Origin of the sequence: Asticcacaulis sp. (assembly GCF_035497195.1) — a bacterium.
GTDB lineage: Bacteria > Pseudomonadota > Alphaproteobacteria > Caulobacterales > Caulobacteraceae > Asticcacaulis.
This window is the reverse complement of record NZ_DATJDZ010000019.1, coordinates 87944-101663: the sequence shown is the minus strand read 5'-3', so window position 1 is coordinate 101663 and position 13720 is coordinate 87944. Positions and strand designations below refer to the sequence as shown.

The following is a 13720-nucleotide window of genomic DNA, read 5'->3' as shown; positions in this document are numbered from 1 at the left end:
TTCAATATGTCCGCTTATAAATCCCTCCGTGATTTTATCGATAAACTGGAAGCCGCCAGCGAACTGGTGCGGGTGAAAACGCCCGTTTCGACCCATCTCGAAATGACCGAAATCCAGACCCGCCTGCTGGCCGAGAAAGGTCCGGCGGTGCTGTTCGAGAATGTCACCCTGGAAGACGGCACCCCCTCTCCCATGCCGGTTCTCGTCAACCTGTTCGGCAACGTAAAGCGCGTCGCCATGGGCGTAACGCTGGACGGCAAGGAACGCACCACCGCGCCGGAATTGCGCGAAGTCGGCGAGTTGCTGGCCTTCCTGCGCCAGCCGGAACCGCCGCGCGGCCTGAAAGACGCTTTCGACATGCTGCCGCTGATGCAGACGGTGCTTTCGATGCGGCCCAAAACAGTAAAAACCGCGCCGGTTCAAGAAGTTGTGCTGACCGGTGAAGATATCGATTTAACGAAATTGCCGGTTCAGGGCTGCTGGCCGGGAGAGCCGGCGCCGCTGATCACCTGGCCGTTGATCGTCACCAAGGGGCCATCGGATAAACGCGAGGATGACTATAATCTCGGCATCTACCGGATGCAGGTTCTGAGCAAGAACACCACCATCATGCGCTGGCTGGCTCATCGCGGCGGCGCGCAGCACCATCGCCGCTGGAAAGCTGAGGGCAGACGTGAGCCACTCCCCGCCGCCGCGGTGCTGGGCGCCGATCCGGGCCTGATCCTGGCCGCCGTGACGCCGGTGCCGGATACGCTGTCCGAGTATCAGTTCGCTGGCCTGCTGCGCGGACAGAAGGCCGAACTGGTGCCGGCCAAGACCGTGCCTTTGCTCGTGCCGGCCCATGCCGAGATCATCCTCGAAGGCCATGTCCTGCTCGATGACTACGCCGATGAAGGCCCCTATGGCGACCACACCGGCTATTACAATTCGGTCGAAAAGTTCCCGATCTTCAAGATCAGCGCCATCACCATGCGCAAGAAGCCGATTTATCTCTCGACCTTCACCGGCCGTCCGCCCGATGAGCCAAGCGTCTTGGGGGAAGCCTTGAATGAAGTCTTTATCCCTTTGATCCAGCAGCAGTTTCCGGAAATCGTCGATTTCTGGCTACCGCCCGAAGGTTGCTCCTATCGCATCGCCGTCATCAGCATGAAGAAGGCTTATCCCGGCCACGCCAAGCGGGTGATGATGGGTGCGTGGTCCTACCTGCGTCAGTTCATGTACACCAAGTGGATCATCGTGGTGGACGACGACATCAACGCCCGCGACTGGAAGGACGTCATGTGGGCGCTCTCCACCCGCATGGACCCGGCGCGCGACATTACGGTTGTCGAAAACACGCCGATCGATTATCTCGACTTCGCCTCGCCAGAATCGGGCCTCGGTTCAAAGATCGGCCTCGACGCCACCAACAAGTGGGAACCAGAAACCCACCGCGAATGGGGCGAGAAGCTCTATATGGATCAATCCATCATTGATCGCGTGTCGGAAAAGTGGGCCGAAATGGGCCTGCCCGGCTCCGGCAAGAGCATCTGGAAGTAATCAGCCGGCCTTAAGCGCTGCATGAATACGCGACGTTTCCGTTTGAAGGTATGGCAGAACCTGTTCGGCGAGCATCGGCTTGCTGAACAGGTAGCCCTGGATATAGCGGGCGCGGATCTGCGCCAGCTTGTTCATTTCAGCCTGGGTTTCAACGCCTTCGATCACGCAATCTAGATTAAGATTGCGGCACAGGTCGATGATTGTCTTGATGATTTTCAGCGCCGAGTTATGCTCAAGAAGTTGCACCACGAAGCTGCGATCAATCTTGATTTTATCGACCGGCAGACGGTGGATATAGCTGAAGCTGGAATAGCCGGAACCGAAATCATCGATGGCGATACGGCACCCCATAGCCTTCAATCGGGCCAGCGCCTCGCACGCCAGTTCGAAATCGGTCAGCATGGCGGTTTCGGTGATTTCAAACTCGATCCGGTGCGGATCGATGCCGGACTGGCGCACGGCGGCGCAGATATTGGTGATCGAAATACCGGAGCGCAGGTCGCGCGCCGACAGATTGAACGACACCTTGGTATGCTCCGGCCACTCGCGCACCTGCTTCAATGCTTTTTCCAGCAGAAGCAGGGTAATTTGCGTGATCAGGCCTGAACGTTCCGCCGCCTTGATGAAGATATCCGGGCGCACACTACCGAGCTTGCCGCTATTCCAGCGCGCCAGGGCTTCAAAACTGACCGTGCGGTTCTCAACGACATCGACCTGCGGCTGGAACATGATCGACAGTTCGGCATCGAGATCGCTGGTGCGCAGGGTCTGGTCGACCTGGCTGAAATCGCGCATCTCGGTTTCGTGCTTCTCGGTGAAGACGACCGGCGCGCCGCGCAGGTTTTGCTTGGCGAAATAAAGGGCGTAGTCGGCGCGCTCCAGCAGTTGCGAAGGTGTGAGCTGGTCCGTGGCGCAGCGCACAAAACCAACGCTGCCGGAAATATTGGCGGTCACGCCGCCGAGGAAATAGGTGTCGCGCAGGGCGTCGCAAAGCTGCATCCCGAAGGCGTCCAGATCGGCGACGGCGATATCGCCGTAAAGGATAATGGCGAATTCATCGCCCCCCATCCGCGCCGCGAACGCCTGTTCGCCGCACACCCGGCGCAGGCGATTGCCCACCTCGATCAGCAGGGTATCACCGACACTGTGGCCGTAGATATCGTTGATCGGCTTGAAGCCGTCGAGATCGATCAGGGCCAGGTGAAAAGGTGTCTGTCCGGCGCCGGCCAGGGCTGTCTCCATAACCCGGAAAAAACTGCGCCGGTTGGGCAGGCCGGTCAGGACATCGCTGTCCGCCATCGATTGCGCCTCGGTATGCAATGCCTCGGCCATGACGCGCGCCTGTACCGCACGCAGAAGGGTCTGGCGCACCACAGTCGCCAGCAGAATCGCCATCGGCACCATCAGCAGGACCATAGACGCATTATTCAGCGATACCTGGCCATTATATTTGAGCGCCAGAAGGGCCACCGTGATCAGGGTAATAGTCACGCTAGGGATCACAACCCGCAGGCTGATGCCTGTCATAGCGTACACCAGGGTCAGAAAAATGAAATATACCAGCCGCTTGCTGTCAAAATGCAGGAGTTGGAAGGTCAGCGGATTGACGAACAACAACAGGTTGACCGTCAGACTGGCGATATTCAATTGATAAACGCGCCGCACGGATTTCAAATAGATGAAGTACAAATAAAAGCTGGCGATCACGGTCAGCCCCGACAGGATAGCCATAGTGAGCAGCGCTGTGCCCGTTTCCGTCCAGAAACGATTGAGGGCAATGAGTGTATAGTGGCAACCACTGAGCAGGCAAAAGCTTGAGACGATGGGTTTCATCGCCGCCACTTCTTCGGATTCGCTCAGGCTCCGCCCCGCAGAATTTCCGACGCCTCTGTTCGTCTGGCGCCTGATCGTCAAGGCGGCAGAAATCGAATTCATCCAACGCAACATACTGGCCCGGTCCTGATTCAAAACACACCAGGCATGGCCTGATCGGAGAAATCATAATAGAGACACCTAAAAAAACCGCTAACCTGCGGTAACTAAATGCAATAAAACGTCGGTTTCATTTGGAAAGGGCAGGTTTAAATTGTCACAAACGAGACTTGCTTTCCTGTCCACGGCGGGCCTATAGAATTCCCATGTTGCAAACGCGAAACGACACCCAGACGGCCTCGGCGGACGCCCAGTTCGAGCGCCTCGAAAATATCCTGGCCGCCGCCCGCAAGGCCGGCGCCGACGCTTGCGAAGCCGTCTTCGCCGAAAGCCGTTCGCTGTCGGTCGGGGTGCGCAAGGGCGCGGTCGAAACCGTCGAGCGCGACGAGAACAGCGACCTGGGCCTGCGCGTCTTTGTCGGCCAGAAACAGGCCGTGGTCTCGGTTTCCGAATTTTCGCAAGGCACGCTGAATCGCCTGGTCGAGCGCGCCGTGGCCATGGCCGAACTGGCGCCCGACGACGCCTATGCCGGCCTGGCCGATCCTGCTTTGCTTTACAATGGCGCCGCCACCGATCTGCAATTGTTCGATGAGACGCACCTCAGCGCCGAAGGCCTGCAACAGCGCGCGCTCGATATCGAATCGGCCGGCCTGAGCCTCGGCAATGACGCGCTTCAAAGCGACGCCGCCAGCGCCGGCTATGTGCAAAACATGTGGTCGATGCTGACCTCTGATGGCTTCCGCGGCAATCACAAGACCAGCCTGTTTTTCCAGTCGGGCCGCTTCATCGCCACCGACACGGAAGGCAATATGGAACGCGACGGCGAAGGCCGCTCGGTGCGTTTTGCCGCCGATCTGCCTGATGTGACCGAGACCGGAAAGGTCGCCGCCGAGCGCGCCCTGGCCGCCTTGGGCGCCCGCAAGCTGGAAACGCAGAAGGCGACCGTCATCTTCGACAAGCGCATCGCCAAGTCGCTGATCGGTCAGTTCATCGGCGCCATTTCCGGCACCATGATCGCGCGTGGTTCCAGCTTCCTGAAGGATAAACTCGGCCAGCAGCTATTCGATCCATCCGTGCAGATCATCGATAACCCGCTGCGGGTACGCGGGCTTGGCTCCTGCCTGTTCGATGACGAGGGCGTGGCGGTGAGCGAACGCGCCATCATCAAGGACGGCGTATTGGGCGGCTGGCTGCTCAATAGCTCAGCGGCGAAGCAACTCGGCATGATCTCGACAGGCCATGCCTCGCGCAGCCTGGCTAATCCGCCGGGCGTATCGACGCACAATGTCACGCTCAATGCCGGTTCCCAATCGGTCGAATCCCTGATGGCCACCGTCGGCAAGGGCGTCATCGTCACCTCGATGTTCGGCCCCAGCGTCAATAGCGACACCGGCGACTGGTCCGCCGGCGCATCCGGCTTCTGGTTCGAGAACGGCGTCATCGCCTATCCGGTCAATGAAATCACCGTGGCCGGTAATCTGATCGATATGTACGCCCGCCTCGTGCCCGCCAGCGACCTTGAAATCAAGGGCACGTTCGACACGCCGAGCCTGCTCATCGAAGCCCTGAGCGTCGGGGGCAAATGATGCGCGACGACCACGCGACCGACCTTGAACTGATCACCGACAAGGTTCGTCGCGCCGGCGCGCTCGCACAGCATCTCAAGGCCAATGGCTTGATCACCCGCTACAAGGCCGATGGCTCCATCGTCACCAATGCCGATACCGAAGTCAATCTGTGGCTGAAGGAAGCCCTGCTCGCCGCCCGTCCCGATTACGGCTGGCAGAGCGAGGAAGAGGCCGACAATGCCGAGCGCCTGACATCTTTACGCACCTTCGTCCTCGATCCGATCGACGGCACGATGGGCCTGTCCAAGGGCAGCCCTTACTGGACCATCGCCCTGGCGGTTATCGAAGCCAACCAGCCGATCGCCGCCGTCGTCTACGCCCCTGATTCGAGTGAAATCTATTCGGCCGCCTTTGGTGAAGGCGCCTGGCTCAATGGCGCGCCGATCCAGGCCAGCCAGCGCACGCAACTGGAAGATTCCGAAGTGCTGGGTGATGCCCGCCTGTTCGGCAGGGATATCTGGCCCCTGCCCTGGCCCCGGATGAGCGTCCATTCACGGCCGTCCGTCGCCTATCGCATGGTGTGTGTCGCCGCCGGCAAGGCCGATTTCACCGTGGCCCTGACGCCAAAGCGCGACTGGGACGTGGCCGCCGCCACCCTGATCGCCCAGGAAGCCGGCGCCAGGGTGTCGGATCACTTAGGCAATCCTTATGGATTCAATGCTATAGACAGCCTGAAACCCAGTCTGATCTGTGCGGGCGCCCCGCTTTTCGATGAAATCATCCGGCGCTGCGCCCACCTGGAAACCCTTTGATATCAACGCGTAAGAGTAAAAAACAATGAGCGATAAACAACTCCTCCATATCGTCATCGGCGGCGAACTGACGAGCCTTGATGGCGCCACCTTCAAGGATCTGAAAAAGATCGAGTTTGTCGGCGCCTATGCCAATAACGCCGAAGCGGTTTCCGCCTGGCGCGCCAAGGCGCAATCAACCGTTGACAACGCCTTGATGCGGTACTTCGTGATCCACGCGCACAAGCTGATCGATCCGTCGGCCGACGATCACGCTCACTAAACCTTGCTCACGACCTCTTCGTATATTTTCGCGGCGTAACCGGGGTCCGACAGTTTCTTGTTGGTGAACCGGTTATCGCTCGCCTCTACAGCATACAGTATGTGCGAAGCGATCTCGTCAGGTATGGAATCCGGTTCCGGCGTATAGCCATGGCAACTCTACCTCGGCCATGACCACAAAATTCCGGCCCGCTGGATCACGCAGAAAATCGACGACCCATTCGGCCTCGCCAATATGTTTCTCGTAGCGCGTCTTCTCCAGCGATTGCACGCGCTGCGTCCACAGCAGGTCGAAATCGTCTTTTGAGATGGCCAGTTCGATCTCGACCAACTCGCTCACCTGCGGAATCCACTTCTTGTAGGTGAAGATATAGTCGGCATTGATCTGGCGGATACGCGGACCGTCATCGAGATAGGCCTGCAGGATATCATGCTTTTCCCAGCCATGAAGAGCTGACGCATCGAAATCGAGCGGCAGTATATATTTCCTCTCGTTTTCGATCGGCATGATTACTCGCGTTTCAATAGTTTGTCGGTCAGCAGGGTGCCCCACCAACTGGCCTTGAAGGTGGATTTCAGCTTATCCGGATCGTAGTCCGGGCCTTGCGTCCAGTCCCAGAAGCTGATGCCTTGCGGCTCGATATCGCGCAGATAGACCTCGAACACATAATCGAGCACGCCGGTGTGACCGGCCTTCATATGCAGGGTACGCAGCCCCAGTTCGCGCGCCGAATCGCGGATCGAATGCCCCAAATGGAAGTGGCGGTAGAGCACGCTCATCATGCCGGCGCGATCGGCGCCCGACTTGCAGTGCAGCAGCGCCGGGTATTCGATGCGGTCGAACAAGGCCTTCGCCTCTCGGAACTCCGCCGCCGTCGGCAGGCTGCGCGAGGTCAGGCCGAAATCCTCCAGCGTGAGCCCCAGCTTTTCGCAGGCGTGCTTTTCGAGATAATAGAACGACCCCTTGCCCCCCCGCAGGTTGATGACGGTCTTCACGCCCTGTTTTTTCCACCAGGCCAGTTGGAACGGCCACGGCTGATTGGTCCGCACCATATCCGGTCCGATCCAGTGGGCGTTGGTGAAGCCGATTCGCAAATAGGCATGGTCCGCCCACAGGTAATGCAGATAGGTGGTGAACAGCCCCCATTTGGTGTCCGTCGGAAACGGCTTAACGTGCGATTTTTTGGGGAGCAGCTTCAAGGACGCCTCGACTGTGGATTCGCCTCGCAAATAACACATAAACAGGCGACAGGTTTGAAGAAATCACGCATAAGCCTATATAATCGCTCACAAAGCCTTTTCCAGACCCGCATGACCCACACGCCGACCACCGCTGCGACTGAAATGCGCACCTCCGCGCTCATCGCCCGCGTGTGGTCACAATATCTGGCCCCGCAAAAGGGCCTGCTCGGCTTCGCGATCGCCTGTGCCGTCGTGGTGGCGCTAACAACGACCGTCCTGGTCGGCTGGCTCGACCCGGCGATCAACCTGCTGTTCCACGTCAACAGCGCCAATGACCGGATCACCCCGCACCTGCCGGACTGGCTCACGACGCATCCGCTTATCTCCGTGCCGGCCGTGATCATCGTCTTCGGTCTTTTGCGTTTCGCCGGCCAGCGCGGTCTGACGACGACGCTCAACCATGTCGGCAATCAACTGGTCGGCCGTATCCAGGAACAACTGTTCTCCCGCCTGGTTCGCGCTGATCTCGGCCATCTGCAAAAAGCCCATTCCGGCCAATACTTATCGTCGGTTCTTTATGATGCGGATCAGGTGCGCGACGCCGCCTCGACCGGACTGGTGCAGTATATTCAGGCCCTTCTGCTGGTCATCGGCAACCTGGCCTTCATGTTCTGGACGGACTGGTCGATGACCCTTGTCGTTCTGCTGGCCGGACCGGTCATCGGCGCGGTCATGGGCAAATATCTCAAGGCCACCCGCAAGGCGGCGCAGGGCGCGATGGCGGAAACCTCGACCCTCTCCACCGCCGTCATGGAAAGCCTCGACGGGGTGAAAATCGTCAAGATCGCCAATCAGGAGGCCGCCGAAGAGATGCGCGTCGGCGAGGTCATCAATCGCCGGCAGCGCTTCCTGATCAAAGGCGCCAACGCCCGCTCGATGGCCGCGCCCGCCACCGAAGTCCTGACCGCCTTCCTGCTGGCCGGACTACTGGCTTTCGCCGGCTGGCGCGCCCAGGCCGGACACCTGACCGTGGCGGGCCTTTTCGCCTATATCGCCGCGCTCGGCACCGCCAGTCAGGCCCTGCGCCAACTGGCCGGACTACAAGGCACATTCACCCAGGGCATGACCGCCGCGCGCCGTCTTTTCAGGGCGCTCGATATCGAACCGGAAATCACTGAAACCGCCGACGCCAAGCCGCTCAGCCGGAATTTCAAGGCCATCACCTTCGATCATGCGGGCTTCTCCTATGGCGATGCGCCCGTCCTGCGCGATGTCAGTTTCGTCGCCAGGGCCGGTGAAAGCATCGCGCTGGTCGGGCCGTCCGGCTCCGGAAAATCAACATTGCTTAATTTGCTGCCGCGTTTCTTCGACCTGACCGCCGGTGATATCCGTTTCGATGACCTGAGTCACCGCGATATCGCCATCACCGCCTTGCGCAGCCGCATCGCTTTGGTGACGCAAGACCCCTTCCTGTTTGATGACACCATCCGCGCCAATATCGCCTACGGCAATGCCTGCGCGACCGCTGAGCAGATCGAACAGGCCGCGACCGACGCCGCCGCCGATGACTTTATCCGCGCCCTGCCGCAGGGCTACGACACCCGTGTCGGAGAGGCCGGTTCGCGCCTTTCCGGTGGTCAGAAACAACGCATCGCCATCGCCCGCGCCTTCCTGAAAGACGCCCCGCTCCTGCTGCTCGATGAAGCCACTTCGGCGCTCGATACCCAATCCGAGATCAAGGTCCAGGAAGCGCTGGAACGCCTGATGACCGGCCGCACAACCTTTATCATCGCCCACCGCCTCTCGACAATCCGCCACGCCGATCAGATACTGGTGCTCGATGCCGGTGAAATCGTGGAACGCGGCACGCATGACCAGTTGATCCGCGCTGGCGGCCTCTATGCCAGCCTCGCCGCCACGCAATTTGGTGAACCCGTCGCGGAGGTGGCCCAGTGAAGGACATCCTCCAGTCCGAATTCATGCAGGACCTGATCGCCGGCACGCTCGTCGGCTATCTGAAATTCTGTTACCGAACAACGCGCTGGACCATAGAAGGTCAGGCGCCGGTTGAAGCGATCTGGGACGGCAAGGGACCGGTCGTGCTGATGTTCTGGCATGGCCGTCTCCATCTCGGCCATGCCTCCTGGCCGCGCGATCGCGGGCAGCCGGTATGCGTGCTGGCGTCCATGTCGAAAAGCGGCGAGGTCAGCATGAAGATCAATACCCGCTTCGGCTATCATTCCATCCGCGGTTCTTCGGCCAAGAAATCCGATCCGACCAAGCAGAAGGGCGGCGCCCAGGCCTTCCGCGAACTGATCCGCTGGATACGCGGCGACCAAACCGGCGGCCGTTGCGTCGCTATGACGCCGGATGGTCCGCGCGGTCCGGCGCGCATCATGACCGAAGGCTCACTCAAGCTGTCGCAGATGTCGGGCGCCCCGCTGGTCGTGCTCGGCCAGTCGACCAAAAACTACCTGGAGTTCAACACCTGGGACCGGATGCGCATTCCCCTGCCCTTCACGCGCGGCGCCATGGTCTGGGGCGTCCTTCCCGCCATTCCCGCCGATACCGACGAGACGCAAATGGAGATTTTGCGTCTGCAAGCCGAGCGGGCGCTGACCGGCGTCACCGATCGCGCCGATGAGATATTGGGCCTAAAATGAGTTTTTCCCTGTCCATTTATCAACGATTGATGGGCGCCGCGCACCTGATTGCGCCAGGCTTGCTGCAAAGACGTGTCAAACGCGGCAAGGAAGACGCCCTGCGTTACCGCGAACGCCTTGGTCAGACGCAGGCGCAACGTCCGGACGGCCCGCTCGTGTGGTTTCACGGCGTCAGCGTCGGCGAAAGCCTGTCCACCCTACCGCTCATCGTCGCCATGGCGGTCGACCGCCCGGATGTGAAAATCCTCATCACCACCGCCACCACCACCTCGGCCGATATTCTGGCCAGGCGTCTGCCGGCGGGCGTCATCCATCAGTTCGCCCCGATCGATACACCGCAGGCGGTCACGGCTTTTCTCGATCATTGGCAGCCTGATCTCGCCGTCTTTATCGAGAGCGACATCTGGCCAATCCAGCTCAGCGCCCTCACGGCGCGCCAGGTGCCACATATCCTGCTCAGCGCCCGGATTACCGAGAAAACCTATAAGGGCTGGCAGCGCTTCAAGGGCGCGATGCGGCCTCTGCTCGCCGGCTACAGCCTGATCATGGCGCAGGACAAGGCCAGCGAGAACCGGCTGAAACAGATGGGCGTCACGCCCGGCCCGCGCGCCAATCTGAAAACCATCGGCGCCCCGCTACCCGTCGATCCAAAGGCGCTATCCGACCTGAAAAAGCTGATCGGCAAACAGTTCGTCTATTTTGCCGCCAGCACCCATTACAGCGAGGACAGCCTGATCGCCAAGGCGCTGGAACCGGCGCTATGGGGCGGCGACCTGCTGATTGTCGCCCCGCGCCACCCCATTCGCGCCGGAGACATTCGTCTCGATCTTGAAGCGCTCGGCCTGAAAGTGGCGCAGCGCTCGAAGAACGAGCCGATCACCAATCAGACCCACGTTTACCTGGCTGATACGCTCGGCGAGCTGGGGCTTTTCTTCACCATCGCCGATATCATCCTCATGGGCGGCAGTTTCCTGGAAGACATCGGCGGCCATAATCCGCTCGAAGCCGCCCGTCTCGGCAAATGCGTCATCACCGGCCCCGACATCAGCAACTGGTCGGGTATTTATGCTGATCTGCTGGACGAAGACGCCGCCTTCCGCGTCAAGGGGACCACCGAACTGGGCTTCCTGCTGAGCCAGCTTCGCCAGCACCCGGCGGTGGTCAAGACCGCCAACAGCAAGGCGCTGGAGGTCAGCCGCAAGGAAGCCGATACGCTTGATATCGTCTGGGCGGCGCTGGAGCCGTTTCTGCCGCCAAAAGCCGTGAAAGTGGCGAATGGCGATTAAGACCCCCGACTGGTGGTATAAAAAGAACGCCGCCGGCGCGCCGTGGTGGCGGCCCGTGCTGTGGCCATTGTCGCTGGTCTGGCGAGGCGTCAACGCGCTGAAAGCCGCCAACGCCCGTCCTTATCGCTCCTCGCTGTTCGTTATCAGTATCGGCAATCTGACGCTTGGCGGGTCCGGAAAGACGCCGATCACCGGCGCGCTGCTCGACCTGCTCGCACCTGAAGCCACCGGCCTGTCACGCGGACACGGCGGCAGCCTTATCGGCCCAATCAATGTTGATCCGGGGATGCACACCGCCGCCGAAGTCGGTGACGAACCCCTGTTGCTGGCGCAGGATCATCCCTTCGTTATCGCCCGTGATCGCGCCGCGGGCCTGCGCCTGATCGAAAAGCGCCGCAAGAAACCCAAACCGACTATCGCTGTCGTCGATGACGCCCACCAGAACCTGAAAATCGCCAAGGACCTGCACATTCTGGTCATCGACGGCGACACGCGCAACGGCGCCTGGCCTTTCGGTGACGGCGGCGTCTGCCCCTATGGCCCGATGCGGGAACCTTTCGCCGAGGGCCTCAAACGGGCCGATATCTGCGTGCTTTGGATGCCGGACGACGAGGCTCAGCCTGATCCGGAATTGATCAATCTGCTGGGCAGCAAGCCCGTCTTTATCGCCCGCCTGCAAGCTTCTGCGCCGGCCATTCCTGCGCTGGTCTACGGTTTCGCCGGCATCGCCAAGCCGTGGAAATTCGAAGCGACTCTGCGCAATGAAGGCTATGATCTCGCCGGCTTCGACGGCTTTCCCGACCATGCCGCCCTCTCCGGCGTCGAACTGGAGAGGCTGGCCACCAGGGCCGGAAACCTTGGCGCGCGCCTGATCACCACGCAAAAAGACTGGATCAAGCTCGACGCCCCGTGGCGCGAACGCATTGCCTGCCTGCCGATATCCGCGAAATTCGATGACGAGGCCGGTCTGCTGAAGCTGATCCGGTCACGGCAGGGCTGACGCGCCTCAACCGCCAGACTTGCCATAGCTCCGAAATTGCGCTTAGAATGACGCAAATAATAAACTAAAAGTGCCAGACTTAGAATTTGGTCGGAGGAGATACGGTGTTCAGGAAGCTGGCAGGCACAGGCCTTGCTCGACCATGCGATGCGGCTGACAGCCGCGTTCGGCATTGTGCGAAGCGTGCGCTTTCTTGTGCCTGTAGCCACGGTTCGACTCCCGCCTGCAAGCCCTTATCCGACATCAAGGAATAGCCTCCATGCACATATCACAGAACACGTGGGCCAAAGCCCTTTTGCTGACCGCCACCGTCCTGGCGGCATCCGCCCTGCCCGCCGTCACCTTCGCGCAGATCCCGACCTCGACCGCCGTTGGGCCCGACGCCCAGCATAATGTGTCCGGCAGCCGTGAATCCCAGGTCGTCCAGGAACAGATTCGCAGTTTCAACAGCCTCGTCGGCACCTGGCCCAAATACACCGAAATATCCGCCCAGGATCAGGTCGCCGCCATGGGCGCCGGCATCAACATCATCGGCGGCTATGATCCTTACTGGACCGGCGGCAAGACAACCTTCACCGATGCGGATATCAAACGCGTCAAGGAGGCGGGCTTCAAGACCATCCGTGTGCCCCTGTTCACCTTCAAGCATATCGCCGATACCCAGGGCCATCTCGATCCGAAATGGCTCGACCGCCTCGACCACATCATCGATCTGGCCGTCAAGAACAAGCTGACCGTCATTCTCGACGAGCACGATTTCGAGGACTGCGCCAAGGACGTCGACGCCTGCGCCGTCCTGCTGCCCAACATTTGGTACGATCTGTCGGAACGCTACAAGGACGCGCCCAGTTCGGTGGTTTTTGAGCTGCTGAACGAGCCGAACGGGGGGGTCGACGCCAAGATCTGGAATACCTGGGTGCCCGACCTGATCAGCATCGTGCGGGAAACCAACCCGACCCGCAATATCATCGTCGGCCCCGTCATGTGGAACAGCGCCGATCAGTTATCGACCCTGGAATTGCCGGCCGCCGATCGTCACCTGATTGCGACCTTCCATTATTACACGCCGATGGAATTCACCCACCAGGGCGCAAGCTGGACAGCCGCCTTTGAGAAGCTGCGCGGCGTTCGCTGGACCGGCACAGCCGAACAACAGGCGGCAATCGATACCACGTTCGACAAGGTGACAGCCTGGTCCAAAGCCAACAACCGTCCGATGTTCCTCGGCGAATACGGCACCTACGGCCAGTTCAACGACCAGATCGATGACCGTGCGGCCTGGACCCGCGCCGTCTCCAAGGCGGCGGACGATCGCGGTTTCGCCCGCGCCTACTGGTATTATCAGGATGGCGGCGGCTTCGGCGTCTGGGATGCGGAGAAAGGCCAGTGGGTCAAACCGTTGCTGAAGGCCCTGCTGCCGAACAGCCCGGCCGCTCAATAGACCAAACGAAAAGGACGCCTTCACGGGCGTCCTTTT

The 13720-nt window shown here is 60.4% G+C and carries 12 protein-coding genes; 9 read left to right on the top strand and 3 right to left on the bottom strand.

Annotated features, from left to right (window positions below):
* The first annotated feature begins 6 nt into the window (after positions 1 to 6).
* Positions 7 to 1539 (top strand): UbiD family decarboxylase, encoded by a 1533-nt coding sequence (locus VL130_RS11435; RefSeq protein ID WP_325363032.1) that lies wholly within the window; start codon positions 7 to 9, stop codon positions 1537 to 1539.
* Here the strand turns inward: VL130_RS11435 and VL130_RS11430 are convergent, their stop codons facing one another.
* Positions 1540 to 3372 (bottom strand): putative bifunctional diguanylate cyclase/phosphodiesterase, encoded by a 1833-nt coding sequence (locus tag VL130_RS11430; protein ID WP_325363031.1) that lies wholly within the window; start codon positions 3370 to 3372, stop codon positions 1540 to 1542.
* A gap of 305 nt (positions 3373 to 3677) precedes the next feature.
* Between VL130_RS11430 and VL130_RS11425 the strand changes: the two genes are divergently transcribed.
* Genes VL130_RS11425 through VL130_RS11415 form a run of 3 tightly spaced genes read left to right on the top strand, consistent with a single transcriptional unit; the run spans position 3678 to position 6113 of the window.
* A complete protein-coding gene (locus VL130_RS11425; protein ID WP_325363030.1) occupies positions 3678 to 5057 on the top strand; it encodes a TldD/PmbA family protein in 1380 nt (459 codons plus the stop codon).
* Positions 5057 to 5851 (top strand): 3'(2'),5'-bisphosphate nucleotidase CysQ, encoded by a 795-nt coding sequence (locus tag VL130_RS11420; protein WP_325363029.1) that lies wholly within the window; start codon positions 5057 to 5059, stop codon positions 5849 to 5851. Before VL130_RS11425 ends, VL130_RS11420 begins: the two co-directional genes overlap by 1 nt.
* A 25-nt stretch (positions 5852 to 5876) precedes the next feature.
* Positions 5877 to 6113, top strand: a complete 237-nt coding sequence (locus tag VL130_RS11415; RefSeq protein WP_325363028.1) for a DUF4170 domain-containing protein — start codon at positions 5877 to 5879, stop codon at positions 6111 to 6113.
* Positions 6114 to 6230: 117 nt separating this feature from the next.
* Here the strand turns inward: VL130_RS11415 and VL130_RS11410 are convergent, their stop codons facing one another.
* Together VL130_RS11410 and VL130_RS11405 are read right to left on the bottom strand one after the other, a co-directional pair.
* Positions 6231 to 6620 carry a hypothetical protein gene (locus VL130_RS11410; protein WP_325363027.1) on the bottom strand — a complete coding sequence of 130 codons (390 nt, stop codon included), beginning with the start codon at positions 6618 to 6620 and terminating at the stop codon, positions 6231 to 6233.
* A 2-nt stretch (positions 6621 to 6622) separates the two neighbouring features.
* A complete protein-coding gene (locus VL130_RS11405; RefSeq protein ID WP_325363026.1) occupies positions 6623 to 7312 on the bottom strand; it encodes a fused DSP-PTPase phosphatase/NAD kinase-like protein in 690 nt (229 codons plus the stop codon).
* 111 nt (positions 7313 to 7423) lie between these two features.
* Between VL130_RS11405 and VL130_RS11400 the strand changes: the two genes are divergently transcribed.
* From VL130_RS11400 to VL130_RS11380, 5 genes are all read left to right on the top strand, one after another.
* Positions 7424 to 9250: an ABC transporter ATP-binding protein gene (locus tag VL130_RS11400; protein WP_325363412.1), complete on the top strand. Its 1827-nt coding sequence runs from the start codon at positions 7424 to 7426 to the stop codon at positions 9248 to 9250.
* The gene (locus VL130_RS11395; protein WP_325363025.1) at positions 9247 to 9957 is read left to right on the top strand and encodes a lysophospholipid acyltransferase family protein; all 711 of its coding nucleotides are present in this window, start codon (positions 9247 to 9249) and stop codon (positions 9955 to 9957) included. The genes VL130_RS11400 and VL130_RS11395 overlap by 4 nt, the downstream gene beginning before the upstream one ends.
* Entirely contained in the window at positions 9954 to 11243 is a 1290-nt protein-coding gene (locus VL130_RS11390) for a 3-deoxy-D-manno-octulosonic acid transferase (RefSeq protein WP_325363024.1), read from the top strand. Before VL130_RS11395 ends, VL130_RS11390 begins: the two co-directional genes overlap by 4 nt.
* Complete coding sequence (gene lpxK / locus VL130_RS11385; RefSeq protein WP_325363023.1) at positions 11233 to 12243, top strand: tetraacyldisaccharide 4'-kinase; 1011 nt, start codon at positions 11233 to 11235, stop codon at positions 12241 to 12243. The genes VL130_RS11390 and lpxK overlap by 11 nt, the downstream gene beginning before the upstream one ends.
* A gap of 259 nt (positions 12244 to 12502) precedes the next feature.
* Complete coding sequence (locus VL130_RS11380) at positions 12503 to 13684, top strand: glycoside hydrolase family 5 protein (protein WP_325363022.1); 1182 nt, start codon at positions 12503 to 12505, stop codon at positions 13682 to 13684.
* The last annotated feature ends 36 nt before the right edge of the window (positions 13685 to 13720 follow it).